Source organism: Paraburkholderia sp. RL17-368-BIF-A (assembly GCF_046054045.1).
GTDB lineage: Bacteria > Pseudomonadota > Gammaproteobacteria > Burkholderiales > Burkholderiaceae > Paraburkholderia > Paraburkholderia graminis.
The window spans coordinates 96,143-119,514 of the sequence record NZ_JARESN010000009.1 but is presented as its reverse complement, the minus strand read 5'-3'; the positions used below and the strand labels follow the sequence as shown (position 1 = coordinate 119,514).

23 protein-coding genes are annotated in these 23,372 nt (G+C 61.3%); 12 read left to right on the top strand and 11 right to left on the bottom strand.

Annotated elements, in window-relative coordinates; genetic code table 11:
* Window positions 1-72 precede the first annotated feature (72 nt).
* Window positions 73-1,002, top strand: a complete 930-nt coding sequence (locus P0D87_RS17485) for a LysR family transcriptional regulator (RefSeq protein ID WP_029970202.1) — start codon at window positions 73-75, stop codon at window positions 1,000-1,002.
* Between the two features lie 68 nt (window positions 1,003-1,070).
* On the opposite strand, the gene P0D87_RS17480 is transcribed toward P0D87_RS17485, so the two are convergent.
* Window positions 1,071-1,289 (bottom strand): hypothetical protein, encoded by a 219-nt coding sequence (locus P0D87_RS17480; protein WP_232292281.1) that lies wholly within the window; start codon window positions 1,287-1,289, stop codon window positions 1,071-1,073.
* A 349-nt stretch (window positions 1,290-1,638) separates the two neighbouring features.
* Here P0D87_RS17480 and P0D87_RS17475 point away from each other — a divergent pair, with 349 nt between their 5' ends.
* A complete protein-coding gene (locus tag P0D87_RS17475; protein ID WP_006049855.1) occupies window positions 1,639-2,649 on the top strand; it encodes a DUF2891 domain-containing protein in 1,011 nt (336 codons plus the stop codon).
* A gap of 51 nt (window positions 2,650-2,700) precedes the next feature.
* Here P0D87_RS17475 and P0D87_RS17470 read toward each other — a convergent pair whose 3' ends face one another.
* Complete coding sequence (locus P0D87_RS17470; protein ID WP_171800026.1) at window positions 2,701-3,126, bottom strand: PRC-barrel domain-containing protein; 426 nt, start codon at window positions 3,124-3,126, stop codon at window positions 2,701-2,703.
* 193 nt (window positions 3,127-3,319) lie between these two features.
* On the opposite strand from P0D87_RS17470, the gene P0D87_RS17465 reads away from it, so the two are divergent.
* Entirely contained in the window at window positions 3,320-5,686 is a 2,367-nt protein-coding gene (locus P0D87_RS17465; RefSeq protein ID WP_408636981.1) for a DNA polymerase II, read from the top strand.
* Between the two features lie 43 nt (window positions 5,687-5,729).
* Here the strand turns inward: P0D87_RS17465 and P0D87_RS17460 are convergent, their stop codons facing one another.
* The 6 genes from P0D87_RS17460 to P0D87_RS17435 all read right to left on the bottom strand — a co-directional run bounded on the left by P0D87_RS17460 (window position 5,730) and on the right by P0D87_RS17435 (window position 12,007).
* Entirely contained in the window at window positions 5,730-7,241 is a 1,512-nt protein-coding gene (locus P0D87_RS17460) for an alkaline phosphatase family protein (RefSeq protein ID WP_053860127.1), read from the bottom strand.
* A gap of 190 nt (window positions 7,242-7,431) precedes the next feature.
* Window positions 7,432-8,655 carry a porin gene (locus P0D87_RS17455; protein ID WP_053860126.1) on the bottom strand — a complete coding sequence of 408 codons (1,224 nt, stop codon included), beginning with the start codon at window positions 8,653-8,655 and terminating at the stop codon, window positions 7,432-7,434.
* Between the two features lie 18 nt (window positions 8,656-8,673).
* Complete coding sequence (locus tag P0D87_RS17450) at window positions 8,674-9,237, bottom strand: hypothetical protein (RefSeq protein ID WP_171800027.1); 564 nt, start codon at window positions 9,235-9,237, stop codon at window positions 8,674-8,676.
* 117 nt (window positions 9,238-9,354) lie between these two features.
* The gene (locus P0D87_RS17445) at window positions 9,355-10,698 is read right to left on the bottom strand and encodes an MFS transporter (RefSeq protein WP_053860125.1); all 1,344 of its coding nucleotides are present in this window, start codon (window positions 10,696-10,698) and stop codon (window positions 9,355-9,357) included.
* Window positions 10,699-10,805: 107 nt separating this feature from the next.
* Window positions 10,806-11,165, bottom strand: a complete 360-nt coding sequence (locus P0D87_RS17440) for a protocatechuate 3,4-dioxygenase (RefSeq protein WP_053860124.1) — start codon at window positions 11,163-11,165, stop codon at window positions 10,806-10,808.
* A complete protein-coding gene (locus P0D87_RS17435; RefSeq protein WP_029970193.1) occupies window positions 11,162-12,007 on the bottom strand; it encodes a gallate dioxygenase in 846 nt (281 codons plus the stop codon). The genes P0D87_RS17440 and P0D87_RS17435 overlap by 4 nt, the downstream gene beginning before the upstream one ends.
* Before the next feature lie 399 nt (window positions 12,008-12,406).
* Between P0D87_RS17435 and P0D87_RS17430 the strand changes: the two genes are divergently transcribed.
* Both P0D87_RS17430 and P0D87_RS17425 read left to right on the top strand, forming a co-directional pair.
* A complete protein-coding gene (locus P0D87_RS17430; protein ID WP_053860123.1) occupies window positions 12,407-13,108 on the top strand; it encodes a GntR family transcriptional regulator in 702 nt (233 codons plus the stop codon).
* 77 nt (window positions 13,109-13,185) lie between these two features.
* Window positions 13,186-14,451 carry a LysR family transcriptional regulator gene (locus P0D87_RS17425; RefSeq protein ID WP_053860824.1) on the top strand — a complete coding sequence of 422 codons (1,266 nt, stop codon included), beginning with the start codon at window positions 13,186-13,188 and terminating at the stop codon, window positions 14,449-14,451.
* A gap of 12 nt (window positions 14,452-14,463) precedes the next feature.
* On the opposite strand, the gene P0D87_RS17420 is transcribed toward P0D87_RS17425, so the two are convergent.
* Entirely contained in the window at window positions 14,464-15,576 is a 1,113-nt protein-coding gene (locus P0D87_RS17420; protein WP_053860122.1) for a 4-oxalomesaconate tautomerase, read from the bottom strand.
* Between the two features lie 328 nt (window positions 15,577-15,904).
* On the opposite strand from P0D87_RS17420, the gene P0D87_RS17415 reads away from it, so the two are divergent.
* Window positions 15,905-16,210, top strand: coding sequence for a hypothetical protein (locus P0D87_RS17415; RefSeq protein ID WP_029970189.1), 306 nt, complete (start codon window positions 15,905-15,907; stop codon window positions 16,208-16,210).
* 227 nt (window positions 16,211-16,437) lie between these two features.
* On the opposite strand, the gene P0D87_RS17410 is transcribed toward P0D87_RS17415, so the two are convergent.
* Window positions 16,438-17,463 carry a nitrilase family protein gene (locus tag P0D87_RS17410; RefSeq protein ID WP_321175822.1) on the bottom strand — a complete coding sequence of 342 codons (1,026 nt, stop codon included), beginning with the start codon at window positions 17,461-17,463 and terminating at the stop codon, window positions 16,438-16,440.
* A 94-nt stretch (window positions 17,464-17,557) separates the two neighbouring features.
* On the opposite strand from P0D87_RS17410, the gene P0D87_RS17405 reads away from it, so the two are divergent.
* From P0D87_RS17405 to P0D87_RS17385, 5 genes are read left to right on the top strand one after another with little or no spacing between them, the layout of a single operon-like run.
* Window positions 17,558-18,460, top strand: coding sequence for a LysR family transcriptional regulator (locus P0D87_RS17405; protein ID WP_053860120.1), 903 nt, complete (start codon window positions 17,558-17,560; stop codon window positions 18,458-18,460).
* Window positions 18,461-18,520: 60 nt separating this feature from the next.
* Window positions 18,521-18,856, top strand: coding sequence for an ArsR/SmtB family transcription factor (locus tag P0D87_RS17400; protein WP_029970184.1), 336 nt, complete (start codon window positions 18,521-18,523; stop codon window positions 18,854-18,856).
* Window positions 18,853-19,380 carry an SRPBCC family protein gene (locus P0D87_RS17395; protein ID WP_053860119.1) on the top strand — a complete coding sequence of 176 codons (528 nt, stop codon included), beginning with the start codon at window positions 18,853-18,855 and terminating at the stop codon, window positions 19,378-19,380. The genes P0D87_RS17400 and P0D87_RS17395 overlap by 4 nt, the downstream gene beginning before the upstream one ends.
* Window positions 19,381-19,404: 24 nt before the next feature.
* Window positions 19,405-19,839, top strand: coding sequence for a DUF1801 domain-containing protein (locus P0D87_RS17390; RefSeq protein WP_053860118.1), 435 nt, complete (start codon window positions 19,405-19,407; stop codon window positions 19,837-19,839).
* 22 nt (window positions 19,840-19,861) lie between these two features.
* Window positions 19,862-20,530, top strand: coding sequence for an O-methyltransferase (locus tag P0D87_RS17385; RefSeq protein WP_053860117.1), 669 nt, complete (start codon window positions 19,862-19,864; stop codon window positions 20,528-20,530).
* Window positions 20,531-20,533: 3 nt separating this feature from the next.
* Here the strand turns inward: P0D87_RS17385 and P0D87_RS17380 are convergent, their stop codons facing one another.
* A complete protein-coding gene (locus P0D87_RS17380; RefSeq protein WP_053860116.1) occupies window positions 20,534-22,684 on the bottom strand; it encodes a tetratricopeptide repeat protein in 2,151 nt (716 codons plus the stop codon).
* A gap of 211 nt (window positions 22,685-22,895) precedes the next feature.
* Here P0D87_RS17380 and P0D87_RS17375 point away from each other — a divergent pair, with 211 nt between their 5' ends.
* Entirely contained in the window at window positions 22,896-23,297 is a 402-nt protein-coding gene (locus P0D87_RS17375) for a DUF2946 domain-containing protein (RefSeq protein WP_029970176.1), read from the top strand.
* The last annotated feature ends 75 nt before the right edge of the window (window positions 23,298-23,372 follow it).

Genomic DNA, 23,372 nt, shown 5'->3' with positions numbered 1-23,372 from the left:
TGGCGGCACGCGCGGCTCGATACAATCGCTATACCAAACTAGCTGATATGTGTTTTTCACATAGCTCTCATCATGGACCTCAAGCAGCTGGAAGCGTTTGTGCACGTCGCCGAACTCGGCAGCTTTACGCGCGCTGCCATTACGCTCGACACCAATCAGCCGGCACTCAGCAGGCTCGTGCGGCAACTCGAAGTCGAATTGCGTCACACGCTGCTCGAACGCAATGGCCGCGGCGTCACGCTCACGCCGGCGGGTCAGCGAATGCTGGCTCATTCCAAAGGGATACTTTCGCAAGTGCAGCGCGCGTCACAGGATCTCGACGAATTGCGCGGCACCGTCGGCGGGCACTTTTGCATCGGCATCACGCCGAGCTTCGCGAAAGTCGCCACCCATGAACTCGTGCGCAGTTTTCGTACGTCGTTTCCGGGCGCGACTATTTCGGTTGCCGAGGGACTGTCGACCTATCTGATCGAATGGTTGATGATGGGCCGAGTGGACGCCGCGGTTCTCTACGACACGTTCGACACACCGCTAATCGACAAGCGCACTGTCTTTACCGAGGAACTCTTTCTGATCGGTGCGGATGACGGCAAACCAGTTGCAAAGGCCGCGCGCGAGACGGTTAAAACCATCGCACTGCGCGACATTCCACGCTATCCGCTCGTCATTCCGGGCCGCATGCATGCAATCCGGCGCATGCTCGAATCGGTTGCGGCCGAACAAGGCGTGAGACTCAATATCGAACTCGAAGTGGACGCCGTGTCGTCGATTCTCGATCTGGTCAGCGAGGGCATCGGCTATGCGGTGCTGCCGCTCAACGCAACCGTGAGCGACGCGCTCAAGCGGCGCTTTCGCGTGATCCGCATTACCGAGCCAACTCTGTTCAGCCGGCTCGCCATTGCAACGAGCAGCAAGCACACGCTGTCGCAACTCGCGGTTCAGGCGATTGCAATGCTCGAGGAGCGGGTATTGCCTCTTTATAGCGCAGTGCGCAGCCAGTAAGAAAAGAGAAGGCGATAGCGGCGGAGAACTCCGGCTATCGCTTCTAACGCCGCCAATAAGCCGAAGCCTCAATCGGTGACGATCACTGCAACGGCTTTCGCCTGTTTCAATTCGAATGTACTGAGCCGCCCCGCGCGAACGTCGAGTACCAGACGCTCGATCAATTCGGCTTCGCGCTGCTGATCCAGGTCAACGTCCGTTGCGGACGCAATCTTGTCGAGGCATAGGCGTCGGCGCGCCAGCAGGAAATTGACGGCGCTGGCACGCCGCATAAAGAACTGCTCCATCTTCGTGTTTCTTCGTGTCGTCAGTGCAAAGACGCATTGCTTGTAGCGGAGCGCGACGTTAGCACGCGCATAAAGGCGGCCATAACGGTGTAAAGAACTGGAAAGAAACGCGGCTTGGACGCCGTGTCCGCTTGCGCTCACCTCCAGGCATTTTCAAAACCCATCGCCGCAGCTTTAGCTGCAATTGCGCGCCGTTCGCGGCCGCAAACGCCGACATCGCGGCATTCCCGCTGCTGCGACTAGAATATCCAGCATGCATCCAGCGGAGAACCGCGCTCGCCGCTTTGCTATTGTCGGCTGCGAATACGATACTAATGGCCTGTTCTTATTCCGCCTCGAGGAACCGCCGATGACCGCCCTGCTCACTCGCGAATCCGCGTCGAAATTCGCCAATCTCGCGCTCGCTCATTTAACACGCGAATACCCAAACAAACTCACGCATTCGCTGGCCGGTCCGCAAGACGTACAAAGCCCCCGTGCATTGCACCCGATTTTTTACGGCAGCTACGACTGGCATTCGTGCGTGCATGGCTACTGGCTGGTTCTTCATCTTATCGAGCGCTTCCCGGATTTGCCGGAAGCAGAACGTATCGTCGCCGTGGTGGACGAGCATTTGACGGCGGCGAACGTAGCCGGGGAACGCGCTTATCTCGAGTTGCCGCATAACCTGGGCTTCGAGCGGCCTTATGGCTGGGCTTGGTTGCTCGCGCTCAGCGCGCAATTGCATTCGTCAAAGCTCTCGCATGCCGCGCGCTGGTCGAAGACTTTCGCGCCGCTTACCGAGATCTTCGTCGAACGTTTCGAGACGTTTCTGCCGAAAGCCACTTATCCGCTGCGCGTCGGCACGCATTTCAACATGGCATTCGCGCTTGCGCTCACGCTGGATTTCGCGCGGCAAACTTCGCGCGGCTCGCTGGAGGCGTTGATTGTCAACACCGCGGAGCGCTGGTTTTTGCACGACGTAGGGTGCCAGGCATGGGAGCCCGCCGGCGACGAATTCCTCTCGCCCTCGCTGATGGAAGCGGAATTGATGCGGCGTGTGTTGCCGTCCGCGCAATTCGTCGACTGGTTTGGGCGCTTTCTGCCCGACCTCGGCGCAAAAAAGCCGGCTACGTTATTCGAACCGGTTACGGTAACGGACCGCACCGACGGCAAGATCGCGCATCTCGACGGTCTCAATCTGAGCCGCGCCTGGTGCCAGCGCTCGCTGGCTCGCGCGCTGCCGGCAGGCGACATACGACGCACGGCATTGCTCGATGCAGCCGAGCGTCACTTGCAAAGTGCGCTGCCTCATGTGGCCGGAGACTACATGGGCGAGCATTGGCTCGGGACGTTCGCCACGCTCGCCCTGGAGGCGTAAAGCAGTTGCGGGCCGGCCTATTAATCGGCCTGCCCGCAAGCCGCTTTAACATCACTGCGTCGACAGCTTCTTCGGCTTCGGCGGCGCCTGCACCTTGCTGTACTGAAACTCGGGCGTTGCCTTCAACGCTGCCTTCGTGGCGCCCGGCAGATAGAAGTTGCCCGAGCGAACGTCGAGTGCCGCAATAGGCACCGCTACATCATGCGACGCAACGCCGAGAAAGCCGCCCGCGGCGACAATCGCTGCGGAAAGAGAACCATCCGGCGCCACCACCAGATCGCGGATCGAACCGATCTTCTCATTCTGATCGTTGTACACGGCCTTGCCGAGAATACTTTTCTTCACGCTCCAGCCGCTCAGCAGCGCATTCGATTGTTCGATAGTCACGCCGAGCGGTTGCGTGCCGGCAACTTGCGCATGCGCGCCGAAACTCGCTGCGGCAACCGCAGCGGCTACCAGAAGTTTGCCCAAAGTCATTTCATTTACTCCGTTTTTTTAGAAGACTGACCGGCGCAGGATCGCGCCGAGAGAAGCGCTGCCAACTCATCATACCGGCTACGTCGCGCGGCTGCAGACACGGTGCCATTGGCATCACGCGCTGCGGCTTGCGCGCGACGGTAGAATTGCATCAGGCGACAACACGCCTTTCGCAAGATCCAGGGTGGTGAGTTTGACAAAGCTCGAGCAGGGTTTCATTTTGACGCGGCATTGGCGGGACGCGCCCGCCGGCACCGAAGTCGATTTCTGGCTGGCAACCGACGGCGGGCCTCGTCACGTGCGTTTGCGCCATCAAACGTCCGTGGCATTCGTGCCCGCGGAACAGCGCGAGCGCGTCGAATCCATCTTGCGCCGCGAGGCGCCTCTCGATCTGCGTCCGCTGGAACTGCGCGACTTCCATCACCGGACGGTAATGGGACTTTACTGCCCGCAATATCGACAGTTGACCGGCCAGGAAAAACGCTTGAAGCAAGGCGGCGTGGATGTCTATGAAGCCGACATCTTTCCGCCCGAGCGCTACATGATGGAGCGTTTCATCACTGCGCCAGTGTGGTTCGGCGGCGAACAGCAAAGCGACGGTACGCTCGTCAATGGCGAATTGAAGCCGGCCGCGGACTATCGTCCTTCATTGAAACTCGTGTCGCTCGATATCGAAACGAGTGTGCATGCCGAACTCTATTCGATTGCATTGGAAGGCTGCGGTCAGCGCCAGGTGTACATGCTAGGACCGCCGAATGGCGATGCGGGCCAACTCGACTTCGACCTCGAATACTGCGAAACGCGCGCCCAGTTGCTTGAAAAGCTCAACACATGGATAGAGCGGCATGATCCCGATGCGATCATCGGATGGAATCTCGTGCAATTCGATTTGCGTGTGCTGCAGCAGCATGCCGAGCAATACCGCGTGCCTTTGAGACTCGGCCGCGGCGGCGCGGTGATGGAGTGGCGCGAACACGGCCTGAAGCAGAATCACTATTTTGCGGGCGCTGCGGGGCGCCTGATTATCGACGGCATCGAGGCGCTGCGTTCGGCCACCTGGAGCTTTCCCTCGTTCAGCCTCGAGCATGTGTCGCAAATGGTACTGGGCGAAGGCAAATCCATCGACAATCCGTATCAGCGCATGGACGAAATCCAGCGCCGCTTCGACGAGGACAAGCCCGCACTCGCCCGGTATAACCTGAAGGATTGCGAGCTCGTCACGCGTATCTTCGCGAAGACGGAACTGCTGCCGTTTCTGCTGGAGCGCGCCACTGTGACCGGGCTGCCCGCGGATCGCAGCGGCGGTTCCGTCGCTGCGTTCACGCATTTGTATATGCCGCGAATGCATCGGCAAGGCTACGTCGCGCCCAATATCGGCGACGTGGCGGGCGCCGCGAGTCCCGGCGGTTTCGTGATGGACTCGCGCCCGGGCTTATACGATTCAGTGCTGGTGCTCGACTACAAGAGCCTGTATCCGTCGATCATTCGCACATTTCTGATCGACCCTGTCGGGCTCGTCGAAGGCATGCTGAATCCCGGTGACGATCAGTCCGTACCCGGCTTTCTCGGCGCGCGTTTTTCACGCACGCGTCATTGTCTGCCGTCGATTGTCAGTCAGGTATGGCAAGGCCGAGAAACCGCGAAACGCGAGCAGAACAAGCCGCTTTCGCAGGCGCTGAAGATCATCATGAATGCGTTTTACGGCGTGCTCGGCTCGACCGGCTGCCGCTTCTTCGACCCGCGTCTTGCGTCGTCGATAACGATGCGCGGCCACGAAATCATGCACCGCACGCGCGAACTGATTCAGGCCGAAGGTTATGAAGTCATTTACGGCGACACGGATTCGACCTTCGTCTGGCTGCGGCACGCGCACAACGAAGAAGAAGCGGGCCGCATCGGACGCGCGCTCGTCGAGCATATCAACGCGTGGTGGCGGCAGGATTTACAACAGCGCTTCGGACTCGACAGCGCACTCGAATTGCAATTCGAGCGGCATTACCGGCGCTTCTTCATGCCGACCATTCGCGGCGCGGAAGAAGGCAGCAAGAAACGTTATGCCGGTCTCACCGTATCGGCGGATGGCAGCGAAGAGATCGTCTATAAAGGACTCGAAACGGTTCGCACCGACTGGACTCCGCTCGCGCAGCAGTTCCAGCAGGAACTCTATAGACGCATCTTCACGCAGCAGCCGTATCAGGATTACGTGCGCGACTATGTGCGCGATACGCTCGCCGGCAAGCTGGACGATCAGCTCGTCTATCGCAAGCGTCTGCGCAGACCGCTCGGCGACTACGAACGCAACGTGCCGCCGCACGTGCGCGCCGCGCGCGTGGCCGACGAATTCAATCGCCGGCAAGGGCGTCCGCTGCAATATCAGAACGGCGGCTGGATCAGCTATGTGATGACGATTGCCGGCCCCGAGCCGCTCGAAACGCTGCGTTCCGCGATCGACTACGAACACTATCTCACGCGTCAATTGCAACCCGTTGCGGATGCAATCTTGCCGCTGTTGCGCGACGACTTTACACGGCTCACGTCTGGTCAAAAGCAGTTGTTCTGACGCCGCGCGACTCAGGGCTAACAGATCTTCTCAATCGCAACCATTATCTCGGCGCAGGGAAGCCGAGCGCGTCCGCCTTCGTGCGCAACTCGGCGAAACGGCCGCCTGGCGCACTCATGGCCGTATTCGGCACGAGCTGGCTCTTGTCCAGTTGCGCAATGCCGCTCGCGCCCGCGCCCGCCGTCGACAAATTCGAGCATGCCGAGCCGAACGTGCCTTGTGCCACCGCGATGGCCGGCGCGTCCGTGCGCGCGGGATCGGTAAAGTCGAGCGCGTAGGCCATATTGAATGTCGCCGAATCGCTTGCGCGCACACCGAGTGGATCGAGGCCGAAACGCCATGCGAGTAACTGGTGAATCGAACTCGGATCGAACGGATAGCGCGACACATAATTGGCGCGCACTCGCGGCCCGAACAGCATGCAGGGCACGCGAAAGCCGAGCCTTCCGTCGTTGCCGAGCGAAGCCTCTGCACTCGACACCGGCTTCACGGGCGGCGCCACATGCTCCATGAAGCCGCCCCACTCGTCGTACACGAGGATCATCAGCGTTCTGCTCCAGTTCGGGCTCGTGCGTAACGCGTCGTAGATCTGGCCGAGCAGCACCTGGCCGTTGCGCACGTCGGCATGCGGATGATCGTCGTTCGACGTACCCTGCGCTTCACCGCCAAAGCTCGGATCGACCATGCAGAACGAGGGCAAAGTACCTGCGGCTGCGTCGGAGAGAAAGTCGGAGAAGAGCTTTGAGCGGCCCACGTACCGCGTTCCGTAAAGCGCGGTGAACGGCACGTCGTGGAAGTAGTACGTCGACGAAATGTTCTTTGCGTCGAGACGGTCCCAGATGGTCGGCAACGACGAGGTGTCGAGCGTGTCGGACAAGCGGTCCGTTTGTCCGCTATGCAGATACACGCGGTTTGGATAAGTGTCCGCGAGAATGCCGCTCATGTAGTAGTCGCACACGGTGTACTGCGTGACTGCGCCGCGATAGAAGTCGAGATCCGCGGACTGGAAATAGCCGATGGGAAGCAGGTCGCCGCGCGTGAGGCTTGTACCGGCCGTGAGCAGGAAGCCGTTCATTGCGCCATTGGCGAGATGAACGCGTCCGGCATCGTATGAATGATTCGGGTCCGCGAACGAGCACGCCTGGAAGCCATACGCGGGGTTCGTGGCAAGCGCGAACGACGTGTGGGTTTCGCCGAACACGTCCTTGAAGTTCCGACCGGTCTGCGCGGTTTCCGCATTCGGGACCCAGCCCAGCAGATGATCGAATGAACGGTTTTCCATCGTCACCAGCACGACATGGTCGATGCCCGAGGTAGCGGGATCGGGTAGCGCGGGACGCGGGAGATTCGCGCGGGCGGGCGGAATCGTGCCGACGGGCTGCGATCCGCCGGAGCCCGAGCCGCCATTGTTGCCGCCTCCACCGCCTCCTCCACAAGCCGACAATGCGATGGACCCTGCAAGCGCCGCGAGCACCTTGCGACGGCTCGGATCGGCGGGATCAGCCGGGGCGGCCAGGGTGGCCGGAGTGGCGAGTGTCGTGGGCTTGCTCGTCATGATCGTCTCCCTTATTAACTGCTTGCTGTTTTCGCGGAAGAATTCGCGACGCGGCTCCTGAAATACCGCGAGGCGATTTCGTGCAACGAGGGAGCAATTACTGTTCCGCGACAACAAAAAAGCCGGGCTGACGCATGGAGGTCATGCATGCAGCCCGGCTTTTCAAACGACAACAAACTCAATCCATTCGTCAGAAGCGGTGAATGATGCCCACGCCGAAAGCGAACTGATTGCCGGTCGTCGACGGCGCGGTGTTGTAGCCGTCGCCGAGCGTCGCGGTGGCGTCGATGATCTGCCCAGCCCCATTCGTGCCGAGCGTCTTCCCCTTCGCATGTTGATACGCTTCCAGCGCGTAAAGACCGGTGCGTTTTGAAAGCGAGTAGTACTGTGACAGGTTGAACTGGTGATACTGCGCGCTGTCTTCAATACCGTTCGCTCGTGTCGCGCGCGTGTAGCTGTAGCCCGCGCCGAAATCCCACGCGACCATCGGCTTCCAGTGCAACACGAGACCGCCTGTATTGAAGATTGCCGTGTCGTGGAATTTCGAGCCTGTGCCCGGAATGTACTGCACGTTCGTATAGGTCGCCGTGGCGTCCCACGCGCTGTTAAACGTATAACCGCCGCCCACTGCGAAACGCTGCTGCGCCTGCGCGGTCTGATAGCCGTTCGTCACCGCGGATACGCCGATCTGTGAGCCGCCGTTCGTCGTCGTGGAATCCGCGCCCCATGTGCCGCCGCCGAGCGTCGAGTTGTTGATCCGCGAGAAGCCGACCGCGAGGCCGATCGGACCCAACGCATATTGCGCCGCAGTCGACCACGTCGAGCCGCGGTTCGTGCTGCCGGCCACGCCGCCGAGAGAATACGAACCGCTCACAGTCAGACCGTACAGTTTCGGCGACGTATATTCGAGCGTGTTGTTCGCGCGGTAAATCGTATCGAGACCGTCGACGTCGCCAGGATGCGCGCCATAGTAGCCGGTGAGCCAGGTCGTCGGACTATACGGCGACAGCATCTGGTAGTACGACGCATATTGGCGACCCGCCGTAAAAGTACCGTACGCGGGATTGGTAACGCCGACCCAGGCCTGGCGGCCGAACATCGCATTGCTGTATTGCTGCGCGCCCGTCCCCGAGTTAAAGCCTGATTCAAGCTGGAAAATAACCTTCGTGTTGCCGCCGAGATCTTCCCCGCCTTTAAGGCCAAAGCGGCTGCCGGCCCATACACCCGGCGTGAACTTGACAGCGGATTTGCCGCCGCTCGTCGAGCCCAGCGTGGATGTCTGATTGCTGGTATAGGAAAGGCCGTTATCGACGATACCGTACAACGTCACGCTGCTTTGCGCGAAGGCCGGCACTGAGGCCGCCAGTGCCGCGCCGAATAGCGCGACGTCAATTCCCCTGAGACTTCTTTTCATTCTCCAGATCCCCAATTGCTACGTCTTTGTTGAAATACTTTTTTGCGCTTCTCTTTCGAACCGGCGCTTCACCGTCAATGCAAGCGGCACGGTGAAGAAGATGTGAGACATAAAGCCGCCGATAATCACCGCGGGGTCGTAGTAGTTCGGGTGATTATCTGAAGCGATCATGATGGCCACGTGCATGACGATCCACGCGAGCACCGCATAGAAGAGTGCGACGAGCGTCGCTTCAATGCCGCGTCGGCGAAAGTATGGCCAGACGGCGGAGAACAGCACGCCCCATGCAATCGCGAACACGAAATGAATACCCGTGCCCACTACGTAGGCCCATATACCGATCGACTCCTGCACGCCTTTGCCGAATACGAGACCCGTTGCGTTGCGCGGAATGCCGGCGAGCGGCATCAGATGCTGCGCGCCGACCCAGATCAACGCCTCGTAAATCCAGATGATCACCGCGCCGAGCAATCCGCCCGCCACGCCCGCGCGAATCATTGCGTGACGATTGCGCCACGTCCACCGGGACGAAAGATCTGTTCTCTTGAACTCGCTCGTGCTTGCACTCAAATTGCCGTCCATGTCTGCTCCCGGATAAACGCGCAGTAGATGTAGTAAGCGCGCTGTGTTCGCGTTCGATACAAGAACGGAGGCGCAAGCTGAACGCCGCAAGTTCTCGCCACTCACTGCAAAACAGATCTATGCGTCGGCAACCGGACTGGTAATGAAACGCAAGGCAAGCCGGTTCATCCCGATTGCCACGGCCGCGATAATGGCGGGAACCGCAAGCACGGAAAACACGACCTGGAAGCTGAATCCGAGCGACAGCAACGCGCCGCCCACGAGCGAACCGAGAATGCCGCCGAGCCGCCCAAAGCCGAGCATCCAGCTCACGCCGGTTGCGCGAGCGCGGGTCGGATAGCAGCTTGGCGCGAGTGCATTGAGCCCCGTCTGCGCCCCGCTCATGAAGAAGCCCGCACACGTGACGAGAACCGGCAACAAACTCGACTTCAGTGTGCCCATGCCGAGCGCGAAGATAAACACGCCGCCAAGCAGATATGCCGCGCCAATCACTCCGTTGCGATCGAGACGGTCCATCGCGAAGCCCACCGCGACGGCGCCAATCGTGCCGCCCAACTGGAACATGCCGGTGATCGCAGCCGCTCGTTCGACGGGCAAGCCGGCGTCCTTGATCAGCGTCGGCAGCCAGCCGGTCAACAGATAAATGATGAGAAGGCCCATGAAATACGTGAGCCACAGCATCAGCGTGCTGAGCGCGTAACCATCGGCGAATAACATGCGCACCGGCGCCTTTGCCGCAACCACGGGTTCGGGCGCCGTGAAACGCACGTCCTTGTCGAACAGGTGGCCGCAGACGCGTCCGAGCGTCGCCGCGATACGTTCGTTCGGCATCTTGCGCACCAGCATCAGGCGAGCGGACTCGGGCAAGAGCCACAACAAAAGCGGCACGCTCACGATCGGCAGGATGCCGCCGAACATGAACACCGAGCGCCAGCCGTAGTGCGGAATCAGCGAGGCCGCGACGAAGCCGCCCGCTCCCGAGCCGAAATTGAAGCCCGTAAACATGATGGTGAGCAGCAGCGAACGGCTGCGCGACGGCACGTATTCGGAAAGCAGCGTCGTCGAATTCGGCATGGCCGCGCCGAGTCCGAGGCCAGTGAGAAAACGCAATACGACGAGCTGTACTGGCGTTTCGGCGAACGCGCAGATCAGGCTGAAAAAGCCGAAGCAGAATACCGAAGCGATCAATACCTTCTTGCGCCCGATGCGATCGGCAATCGGACCCGCGGCCAATGCGCCGACCGCGAGGCCGACCATCGCAGCGCTCATCACCGGACCAAACGCGGTACGGCTCACGCTCCAGTCATGCATGATGACGGGCGCGACGAAACCCATCACGGCCGTATCGAGGCCGTCCATCATGACGATCACAAAGCACAGAACGAGGACGAGCCATTGATAGGGCGACACCTTGCGCGCGTCGATAAACGCCTTGATGTCGACTGATTCTGCAGATTTCATGCTTGTCTCCGAAGAAAATAGTTTCCCGTCCCGGCTTTCAATGGAAGCCGGGTTTTGTTCTGGTATCCGAATTAAATGCGCCTGCAGCGGGCGCCGTGTCGAGCGCGCTACACGGCTTCCGGGACCTTGCGCGTCTTCAGAAACGCTTCGAGCGTTTCGCCTCGCATGCTTGCGTACATCCCAAGATTCGTGATCTTCACGACGCGCGCGAATTTCTCCAGCACGAAGAAGCACACGCCGTAGCGAATCAGGCCGATCCAGTCGGCGTTATCGACGAGCGTGCGCTCCTCCGGTGTTAGCCGTGCCGCGTCGTAAGCCGCCTCGCGGTTCTCGAGCCACAGCGTGCGCGCCGCAGCCTCGCGCATTTGCCAGAAGAAGCGGTTCAGCCGCATGGCCTTCATGCTCTGGCGAATGTCGAACGGATAGGTGCCGGTCAGTTCTTCGACGCCGATCAATTGCGGATTCATTGCGCCACCTCGTCTTCGTAAATCGTGACGGCCATTGCCGTGCTGGTCGCCAGGTAATAGTTGCGATGTAGCTCGCGCACCGTTGGCCCGAGCGCGCCGCGCATCGCGAGCCACATGATCGTTTCGACGCTTTCCGCGCCGCCCAGGCGCACATAGTCGACATGCTTCATCGCGGCCAGACGCTCTGGTTCGTGAACGATCAGGTCCAGAAACTCCATGTCCCATTCGGTGTTGTTAAAGCCGCTGCGCTCGCCGTGCACCTGATGCGAGAGACCGCCCGTGCCGACCACCACGACATCAAGGTCCGCTTCATACGATTCGATCGCGCGGCGCAGTGCCTGTCCGAGCCGATAGCAGCGGTTCGCGGTCGGCAGCGGATACTGCAGCACGTTGACCTCTATCGGCACGAGCGCAAGCGGCCAGCCGCCCGCATGCGGCAACATCAATGAAAGCGGCGAATTGCAGCCATGATCGAGCGGACGATCCTGGAATATCGTGAGATCGAACTCGTCGTTGACCAGTTGCTCGGCAATGTGAATCGCGAGGTCGGGGTGGCCCGCTATATCCGGAAGCGGACGTTTTCCCGCGCCCTCGTCCGCGAATTCATGAGTGGCCGATACGCCCAGTGCAAAGGTCGGATAGCAGTCGAAGAAAAAGCTGTTCGCGTGGTCGTTGTAGAACATCACCATCGCGTCCGGCTTGCGCTCTGCGAGCCAGCTCGCCACAGGTTCATAGCCCTTGAAAAGCGGCGCCCATGCCGGATCGTTCTGCTTGCCCTTGTCGTACGCCATGCCGATAGTCGGCACATGCGAAGTGCCGATGCCGCCAATGATCCTTGCCATTTCGTTTGTCTTCCGTTACTTCGTGCTGCGCTATTGCTGTGTGCGAATCGGATAGGTTGCCGGGAACACGAAAGAAGCGTTGGCAACCGTCTTGGGATACGAAGATAGGAATTGTGGGGGCTCTCGGGAAGTACGGGTAAACGCGCGAGATGAGCAGAATTGTGGCTACCAGTGGAGTGCGAGAGCCCTTCCGTCTTCATGCAATGACCCGCGAGCCGCATGATGCCGGGCCGCTTTGGTATCCCGAACGGATCTAAGCTGACTTCGCAACCGCATTTCTGGAATGGCCGCCAATAAACAAATTAGATGGCCATAAAACCAACTCGCAAGACGCTTTCGAAGCGTGGTGCAACCCGGCTCGCGTGGCTATACTGGACGACGTCCAACGAGTAGACGACGATGAACGAAACCACTCAGCAGGCCATTGTTCAGACCTTACGCGAGAAAATCCTGGCAGGCGAACTGTCGCCCGGACAACGGCTCGTCGAAGCGCAACTCGCGCAATGGCTCGGCGTGTCGCGAACGCCGCTGCGTTATGCGCTCAGCGTCTTGTCATCCGAAGGACTGCTCGATCGCTCCGGCGCGCGCGGTTATGTGGTGCGCCGTTTCAGCGTGCGCGACGTGTTGAATGCGATCGACGTGCGCGGCGTGCTCGAAGGTCTCGCCGCGCGTTCGGTTGCCGAGGGCGGCGTGGGCGCAGCGCTCGCCGCCGCACTCGACGACTGCCTGCGCGAGGGCGACGAAATCTTCCGCAACGGCCAACTGAAACCCGGCGACGACGTGCGTTATGCCGACATGAACGGGCGCTTTCACTCGCTCATCATCGAAGCCGCGCAAAACGCAGCGGTGAGCGCCGCGCTGAGCCTGAACGACAAGATTCCGTTCGTCTCGCCGTTCACCATCGCATTCGACGAAGCCGCGCGCGAGCGCCAGTTCATGATGCTGATGTACGCGCACCGCCAGCATCATGCGATCGCGGACGCGTTGAAGAAAGGTGAAGGCGCGCGCGTGGAGGCGTTGATGAAGGAACACACGCACATCTCGAAGGAAAGCCTCAATCTGTCGCTGCCGGCTTTGCACCTGATCGCGGGCGCGGCATGACTCAGAACGCAGCGCCGCGTCGCGTGAGGAACCAGGGCACCGCGCAAGGAACCACGCCTACGTCCGCAAGCGCCGCCATGCGCACTAGGCCCGCGAATACGAAAGACCTCCTCAACCTCGCGCAACTACGCGCGTTTCGCCTCGTCGCCGACAGGGGCAGCGCGACGCGTGCGGCGGCTGCGCTGTTTCGCGCGCAATCGGCGGTCACGCGATCAGTGCAGGAACTCGAATCGGCGCTCGGCGAACCGCTCTTCGATCGTGGTCCTTCGGGCATGTTGCCCACGCCGGTCGGGCGCGCGGTCCTGCTTCGCTGCGAGCGGATTTTTGCGGAGCTCGAAGAACTCGCGCAATGGTGCGCCGCGCGCCAGACGCGTCGCCGGCCCGCTGCTGAGGGCGCGTTGCCCGCGTATTTGCTGAACACGCGGCGGCTGCAAATCTTCGTCGCGCTGGCACGGCATCGTCATATGCCGAGCGCCGCGAAGACGTTCGGCATCAGCCAGCCTGCCGTGAGTACCGCGATCCGCGTACTGGAAAGCGGCTCGAGTTTGAGCCTCTTTCATAGAAGCCCGCGCGGTATTCTGCTCACGACGGAAGGCGAAACTTTTCTGCTGCACGTGCGCCGCGCATTGAACGAACTGCGCCACGTACCCGACGATATCGCCGCATTGCGCGGCAATATCCAGGGCGCGGTGACCGTCGGCGCATTGCCGCTCGGACGCACGCTGATCCTGCCGAAAGCCATCGCGAAGATGAGCGCGGAAAATCCAGGCGTGCGTGTCGTCACCGACGAAAGCGCCTATGAAGCGTTAGTGGCGGGTCTGCGAGCGGGCGACATCGACTTCATTCTCGGCGCACTGCGCGAAAACGACGCGACCAGTGGCCTGCGGAACGAGCGCCTGATGTCGGAAGACATGGTGCTTCTCGTGCGCCGCGATCACCCGCTCACGCGCGCGCATGAGCCGCGTATCGCCGATTTGCGCGACGTGCAATGGATTCTGCCGCGCAGCCACGCGCCGGCTCGCGCGCTATTCGAAGCGCAATTCAAGCGGATGAAAATCAGGCCGCCGCTGCCTACCGTCGAAACCGCTGATCTCGCGGTGATTCGCGGCCTGCTGCTGGGCACCGACATGGTTGCGGCGCTGTCGGCGCAGCAGTTGCACTACGAAGTGCAAACGGGCCAGCTCGCGGTGCTCGACGTGCCGCTTCACAATACGCGCCGCGACATAGGGCTGACGCTGCGCGCGGCGGGTACGCCGTCGCCGGCGGCTCGCGCGCTGATCGACGCGATTCGTCTGTCGGTCGTGGACGTTACGCGTACCGTCAGCACCGCCACGACGAACTAGCGGCCGTTCAGTTTATAAAGAACCTCTTTGTTCCCACACCGAAGCAGGAATGCCGACCACGCCGTCGAACAACCAGCGCGCGGTACGCAGCAACGCCGCGCTCAACACCACGGGACGATCGCGCTCGCCGCCGAGTGTGAGTTCGACAGTGAACTCGCCAGTCGGATGCTCGACGGACACCTGCTTGCGCGCGCCTTCCGCATCGACGTTTGCAAGGCCGTCGCAGACAGTTCCCGGCAACACAGCAGCGGTTGCCACGCTGACCGCGCCGAGCACGCCAATCGACGCATGGCAGCGGTGCGGAATAAAGCTGCGCGTGGAGATGGTGCCGCCATCGCGCGGTTCGGCGACGAGACACATCTTCGGCACAGTGCGCGTGCTCACGTCGCCGAGGTTCATCATCGGGCCTACGGCCAGGCGGATTTTTTCGATGCGCGCCTTCAGTTCCTCGTCGGCATCCAGTTCCTCGCGCGTTTCGTAACCGCTGCGTTGCAGGTCGCGCGCGCGCATCAGCACAAGCGGCATGCCGTTGTCGATGCACGTCACCTCCACGCCTTCAACGGTGTCCTTCAATTGACCCGTCGGCAAAAGCGCGCCGCATGTCGAACCGGCCGTGTCCCTGAATTCGAGTGGAATCGGCGCGGCGCCGCCAGGCACGCCGTCGATGCGCGCGTCGCCTTCATACGTCACGCGACAATCCGGCGTGCTGACTGTGGCCACTGCAATCTGACCGGTGTTCACCATGTGAATGGCCACACGCGTGCTGCCTTCTTCCGCTTTGACGAGTCCGCGCTCGATCGCATACGGCCCGACGCCCGCGAGAATGTTGCCGCAATTCTGACCGAAATCGACGCGCGCCTCGTTGACGACAACTTGCGCAAACAGATAGTCGACGTCGGCGTCCTCGCGCGACGAGCGGGAAATGATCGCGACCTTGCTCGTCAGCGGATCGGCGCCGCCGATACCGTCGATCTGCCGCGGGTCGGGCGAACCCATCACGGCGAGCAGAACACGGTCGCGCTCGACTGGATCGGCGGGCAGATCTGACGCCATGAAAAACGCGCCCTTCGACGTGCCGCCGCGAATCAACATGCAGGGAATGCGGGTCTGTGTGCGACCGGACATCGCGGGTCTCCAACGCTAATGTGGCTGTCATTGTAGATTTGGCGCGCGTCGATCAAGCGCCTAAAGCGGCCCATAAAGCCATCTAATCTGCTTATCGGTAACGTTGGCATCACGCGTTTTTGCAGATCACAAAGCGCGTGTGAACGCGCTTTGTCTACGTAGCTGCAATGCGTTGGTGCAGCGCACTTGAAAGCCATGCTTTCTACAGACGAAAACCCTCAGCCCGCCCATGCCCGCGATTGCCCTTAAAAACGCCTTCTATTCGACCAATTGAAGTTCGCTCGCCCGGCGCACACTGTTTTCGTGCCAATCGCGCCAGGAGCCTCAGATGTCTTCCCGCCATCGCCCGAATCGTCCGGACCGCCCGGATCGCCCGTTCGACGAAAATCTGCCCGAATTGACGGCAGCCGAAGCGAGCCCCGCGCCCGCTGGCGACACGGGCACCATGCACGACCTGCATCTCGCTTCGCAAAATGTGTTGCGCCTCGCGACGCAGACGTACAATGCAGCGGCGCGGGGAGATGAACGAGCGGCGCACGCAGCGCGTGCTTCGCTGGAAAAGCAGCTTGGATTGGCCACGCATTTGATCGACGAGATTCTTTCCGCCGGCGACGACCAACCCACGATGCACTGACCGGCTGGCAACACAGTACAGCCAACGATAACGACAGCACTTCTATAACGTTCGAGACACGAAATGAGCGCTTTGACGGTAATTCTCTGCATTTGGGCGATGGTTGCGGTGTGCGCGGTGCTGTTCATCCGAGGCGCGACGGCGCGCATCGAGCGCCCCACGAAATCGACGCAAAGCCGTCCGGCGCGCTTTTCAATCGCGGAATAGGTGTTCTGGCGCGGGTCGCATCAACCGATAACGCGATTGCGTCGGACCTGCGCAAACGACACTGCAACCGCGCCTTTGGCCGACACGCGTTGCGCGTCGAAGTCCGTCGCGTTTAACGCAGAGCGGCTCAATGCGCCGTAAAGATCCGATCGGCGGGCACCGAGCCATTCGCGCCCAGGGCTAACCCCTATCAGCCTCGTGTCGAGTTCGGCATAGACGAGGCCGCCTGTCGTTTCGCCGCTCGACATGTCCGCTAATGTGCGGCCGAACGGATCGACGATCATCGCTGCGCCGGCCCGTTTCGGCTGCCCGGCGATGTCGGCGCCATTGCTGAACACGACAAACATTCCGTTATCGACGGCTCGCGCAGGCAGCCAGCGGCATAGCCATTTTTCGGCACTGCATGCGGCTTTGCAACGCGCCGCATTCCCGCTCGACGCGCCGTTAAGCGCCTGCTCCATCGACATCGGCTGCATCCACTCGCTGCCATCCCCGCTCACACCATACGTTCGATGCGGCGCGATCAGCAGCGTCGCGCCCATCAGCGCTGTCATGCGCACGTTCTCGACCACATAGTTATCGGCGCCGATCAGGATACCGATGCGAATGCCCGCTGACGCATCGAACACGGTGAAGCGATCGCCGCTGCCAATGCGCGGATGCTCGAACGCATGCAGCTTTCTGTGGCAATAGCGCACGCCGCCCGGCAGACACACCAGATAGCTGTTGAACAACTGCCCATCCATCGCGCGTTCGATAAGTCCCACACCAGCCGCGACGCCAGTGCGCTCGACCGCATCCATGACCGCGCGCACGGAAGGACCATCCAGTGGTTCAGCAAGCGCATTCAGTTCGGCACGGTTCAGCTTCGCCATGCTCGCGTATCCGCTGATACAAGCCTCGGGAAAGACCACGAGGTCGATGTTGCGCGACGCGGCAAGCGTCAACCAGTCCGCGATACGCGCGACGTTTTGCGCGGCTTGCCCGCGGCACGACACAAGCGGCACCGATGCAACCCGAAACGACGAAGCGAACGAAGACAGCATTTTCACGGCCCGGTGAAATAAGAACAGCACCATTGGACCGCGCTACCATCCATACGTAAAATGAAAGTTTCGGTGCATTCGATTACTTTCAAGAATGGAACTCAAACTACTGCGGGCATTTCTCACGGTCACCGAGCTGCGTCATTTCGGCCAGGCAGCGGACGTTTTATGCGTGAGTCAACCCGCTCTTAGCAAGCAGATCGCGGCACTCGAAGCGAGCCTCGGCGCGCGTCTTTTCGAGCGTGGCCGGCATGGCGCGGAACTCACTACTTTTGGCGCTGGCTTTCTCGCCGATGCGGAAGCGCTAGTTCGCGATGCCGACGAAATCCTCGCGCGGGCACGCGAGGCGAGCAGCGGCGCGCGCGGTTTTCTGCGCGTGGGTCTCGGGCTCTCCACGCTCACCGAAGTCCCGCAACTGGTCGCCGACTTTCGCAAGCGCTATCCCAACGTCAGCGTGACGCTCAACGACCTGTCGTCGGCGGAGCAAACGCGGCGGCTTCTTTCCGGCAAGCTCGAAGTGGGCTTTCTACGCTTGCCGGCCGATAGCGGCGTCTCCTCATTCGCGATGCTCGACGAGGCACTCGGGCTGGCTATTCCGCAGCATGCACGCTGGAAGCGCCTTCCTTCCGATCTGAACGAAATGAACGAGCCGGGCTTCATTGCACTCGCGCGCGGACGTGGTCCGGGCCTCGCCGCGCAGATCGACCAGTGGTGTGCCGCGCATCGTTTCGTGCCCAATGTGATCCAGCAGACCGACGACATTCAGACCGTGCTGGCCGGCGTGGCCGCAGGCGTCGGCGCCGCGTTTCTGCCGTCCCGCGTGCAGTATTTGTTGCGCGACGCGAGAGTGCTGCCGTTGCGCGGACCCGGCGCCAGTTGGCGCATCGGTCTCGCATGGCAAACCGCGCGCGACGATGCGGTCGTGAAATGCTTCGTCGAGTTTGTGAAGGCGGCGCGGAAAGCGAAGCGAAGCCGGAGCCAACCAAACGAATCGTGAGGCTTTCGCATCCACAGCCACGGCTTGACACGTATATGCCTCACGGAGTATATAAACGACATGGACTCAACTTTCGCCATCATTGCCGAGCCGAGCCGCCGCGCCATTCTCAGTCTGCTTGCATCGTCGGAGCAGTCCGTGGGCGATATCGAAGAGCAGCTCAATCTCTCGCAGCCCTCTGTTTCGAAGCATTTGCGTGTGCTTCGTGACGCCGGCTTCGTCGAGTCTCGCGTCGACGCGCAACGGCGCGTCTATCGCATCAAACCGGAGCCGCTCATGGAGATCGACGCGTGGCTCGCTCCGTTCCGCCGTTTCTGGTCGGTTCATCTCGACGCGCTCGAGCGTCATCTCGACCAGACTCATCCCGCACCACGTCGCAAGGAGAAGAAGCGATGAGCAATCGCGATTCATACAGGCCCGGCCCCGCCGCCGGCGCGGAAGTTCAGAAAGACGGAGACCGCTGGATGCTCGTCCTCGTGCGCGAACTGCGTCATTCGCCGGAGAAAGTTTGGCAAGCGCTGACGGACCCGAAAAGCCTGCGCGAATGGGCGCCGTTCGATGCGGACCACAGCCTTGCATCGGTCGGTCCGGTCAAGCTTTCGACAGTGGGCACGCCCACGCCGCAAGTGTCGGAGACGCAAGTCACGCGCGCCGACGCGCCGAATCTGCTCGAGTACCGCTGGGGCGAGAACGATCTTCGCTGGCAACTCGAGTCGCTCGGCGACGGCACGCGCCTGACGCTGTGGCACAACATCGACCGCAAGTTCATCTCGATGGGCGCAGCCGGCTGGCACATATGCCTCGACGTGCTCGACCATTTCCTCGCGGGCGATCCGCTGGGACGTATCGTCGCCGGCGATGCAATGAATTTCGAATGGCCGCGTCTGAATACCGAGTACGCGAAGCAATTCGGGCTCTGAACCGAACAAGCTCAGGAGAGCACTATGAATAAATCGGCTTCGTCGGAAGCATTGCCGGCCTCGGAACTGATCGACAAAAGAATTGCCGATCTCGCGGACTGGCGCGGCGCCACTTTGAGCAGAGTGCGCAAGCTCATCCACGAAGCCGATCCTGACGTGATCGAAGAATGGAAATGGATGGGCACGCCTGTGTGGTCGCATGATGGCATCATCTGCACAGGCGAGTCGTATAAGTCGGCGGTGAAGCTGACGTTCCTGAAGGGCGCTTCGCTCGCGGACCCGGCAAAGCTTTTCAATTCGAGTCTCGACGGCAATGCGAGGCGCGCAATCGACATTCACGAAGGCGAGGAACTCGACGCGAATGCATTTAAGGCCCTGATTCATGCGGCAATCGCGCTTAACGAATCGGGCAAGGCATCGAGCAAGGCATCGAAGGCAAAGCCGAAGCGCGCGAAGTAGTTCACACCATGCAGGAGAAACGATGGACGAGAACCTCTGGAATACGATCGACGAATATCTGACAAGCAGCCTTTTACCCGAGGACGCGTCACTCGACGCTGCATTGCGCGCAAGTGCCGAGGCGGGTTTGCCGTCCATCAACGTCGCGCCGAATCAGGGCAAGCTGCTGCATCTGCTCGCGAAACTACGCGGCGCGCGGCGCATTCTCGAAGTCGGCACACTCGGCGGCTATAGCACGATCTGGCTCGCAAGAGCGCTGCCGCCAACCGGTCAACTCATCTCTCTCGAAGCAAACGGCGACTATGCCGAAGTCGCGCGCGCGAACCTGGAACGCGCGGGCGTGTCGGGCGTTGCGTCGATCGTCGTGGGCGCCGCGGCGCAAACGCTCGCGCAGTTCGTCGCCGATAACGTCGAACCGTTCGACATGATTTTTCTCGACGCCGACAAGAAAAGCTATCCCGAGTACCTGCGCCTGTCGCTGCAATTGAGCCGCGTCGGCACACTGATCGTCGGCGATAACGTGATTCGCCGCGGCCGCATTGCCGATCACGCGAGCAGCGATCCGGACGTAGCCGGCCTGCATGAATTCTTCAGGCTGCTTGGCAGCAATCCGCGCCTCGACTCCACTGCGATTCAAACGGTCGGCACAAAAGGGTGGGACGGTTTCTCGATGACGCTCGTGAGTGCGTAGCGGCTACTCGCGCACGCCGAATCGCGCGACGCACGCCTGTCTCACTCTTTCGACAACCGCGGTCCACTCCTCGCGCCGCTCGCGGCGAAATAGCCGCAGCGTGTGCGGATACCACGGCGAATCGCTGCGCTCGTACATCCAGCGCCAGTCCACATCTTTCTCCGGCAGCATCACCCAGCAGGGTTTGCCGAGCGACGCAGCGAGATGCGCGATCGACGTGTCGACGCAAATCACCAGATCGAGTTGCGCGACGATCGCGGCGCTGTCGGCAAGATCTGTCACCATCGAACCAACGTGGAGCAACGGCTGATCAGGTGGCGGGTGGCGCGCCTCGTCCTCGCCCTGCCCTTTCTGCAGACTCACGAAGCTGAGACCGGCCACGCTCCACAACGGTGCGAGTGTGACGAGCGACGGAATCGAACGATTGGCGTCGTTATGATGCTTCGCATTGCCCTTCCACACGAGACCGATCTTGCGCCCCGGCGGCAATGCGTCGAGCACAGGCCGCCATTTTTCGACGAGCGACTCTTCGGCCGCGAGCCGGACCGGCCGCGGAATCGTATCGATGGTTGTGCGCAAATGCAGCGGCGCACTCAAGAGGCTCGTCCAGCAATCATAATCGGATGCACGCGCCGCTGCCGTATGGTGATCGAGCACAGAGTCCACACCGTCGATGCGCGTCATCAGCCGATGCAACGCAGGCGCGCATGCAAACGCGATATGCGCGGCGCCCTGCGCCTTCAGTAACGCGAAATAGCGGCTGAATTGCAGCATGTCGCCGAGACCGTCTTCCTGCCAGACGAGCAACGATCGTCCCGAGAGCGCGTCGCCCTGCCACTGCGGACACGATAGCCGCTGAGCAGTCTGCCGATGCACGAAACCCGTCTGCTGATAGCGGCATTCATAAAGCGGCCAGCCTTCCTCGAAACGTCCCATGCTCAGCAGCAATGTCGCGAGCCCGAAGCGCGCGTCGCCGTAATCGGCGCGTAACGAAAGTGCGCGACGGTATGCGCTTTCCGCCTCGGGCAGACGCGTCAATTGCGCGAGCGCGGCGCCGAGGTTGTAATGCGCTTCGGCCAGATCGGGATCAGTGGATAGCGCCTGTTCGAAAGCGTCGACGGCTTCGGGCAAACGGTCGAGCAGGCGCAGCACGCAGCCCAGATTGTTATGAGCAGGCGCTATGTCGGGACGCAGGCGAACCGCTTCGCGATAAGCGGCCGCGGCTTCCTCCATGCGTTCGAGTTTGAAAAGCGTGATGCCGAGGTTGTAATGAGCCTCGGCGTAATCGGCGCAAAGCGCGATTGCCTTGCGATACGCGGACTCGGCTTCGGGCAGCCGTGCAAGATCGGTCAGCGCCGCGCCAAGATTGACGTGAGCCTCCGCGTAGTCGGGGCGCATGGTCAACGCAAGCCGGCAAGCGAGTTCGGCTTCGGTCAGACGCTGCGCAGCCTTCAACGCGCCGGCGAGGTTATTCAATGCCTCCGGATAATGCGGCTGGATGCTGAGCGCGTCGCGATAAGCCGCGTCCGCTTCGTCGACACGACCGAGATCCATCAACACGTTGCCCAGATTGTTGTGCGCTTGCGCGTGCGCCGGTAATCGGCGCAGCGTCTCGCGATATGCGGCCTCGGCTTCATGCAGGCGTCGCAACGTTTGCAATACGACGCCGTGGTTATAGTGCGCCTCGGCATGGTCCGGGCGAAGGGAAAGCGCACGCCGATACGACACCTCGGCCTCTTCATGATGGCCTTGCGCATGCAGCACTGCGCCCAGTTGATTGTGAGCGTCCGCATGCTCGGGCCGCATCGCGACGAGTTGCCGATAAATTGCTTTGGCCGCCGACAGGCGACCGCGCGCTTTCAGCAATGCGCCGAAGCTCTCATACACTTCGACATAACCTGGCGCGATACGCAGGCATCGGCGCCAATGGCGCTCTGCATCGTCCGCGTGACCGAGACGGCACGACGAAGCCCCGGCGATGTTCAGCGCGTCGGCCATTGCGTGAATCGCTGCATCGTCGAGCGTGCTTTCGTCGCGCTCGATCGCGGGCATTACCGTCGATAATGCCGCGGCAAATTCATCCGCCGAGTAGAGCGCTATCGCCTGCTGGTTGAGTTGTGCAATTGAAGAGGCGAGCGTCTGCGTGAGAGTCATGAGTCCAGTAACGTTGCGAGTGCGGCGTCCAGGTGCGGGATCGCCCATGTTGCACAAAGGCCAACATGTACCACGCAGATTAAGCGATGCGGCCGCGTTGTAACGGCGGGAAATGAGCGGATTTCCGGCTTCAATCCGCCGTTATGCCGGACATCGGGCAGAAAAATGTGCGTGGCAGTGCTAGAATCGCCGCGTTTTCCTGCTCATCGCCATGACTCCACACTCCCGCAACCGTCTGACCGCCTGGCTTGGCCTCATCGCCATGTGGCTCGTCGTGTTTGCGCCGGTCGTGAGTCAGACGCTGGTGTCCAACCGCGCGCAGGAGCCGATTGCCGCGCTATGTTCGGCGCTGCAAACCGTTCAGCCCGGCGCCATGCAGCACGCGAGCCGCGCTGACACATCGGCCGTCCACCTCAGTCACGACGACGCCTTCGGCGCTTGCGGCTACTGTCATCTGTTGCAGCATCATGTGGCCATGCCCACGGTTGCGGCCGCGCAGCCACCGGTTGTCATCGTCATGACAGGCACGGCGCCGCCCACTCTCTCCACCCGCTTCACACCACTCGGCGCGTTCCCTTCGGGACGCCCTAGAGCACCGCCCTCCGTTTCCTGATCGTCGTTGTTCCTGATCGCCCGCGCATTGCGTGCATTGACCACATGTGGCCGCGTTAGCCACATGCGGCCGCAT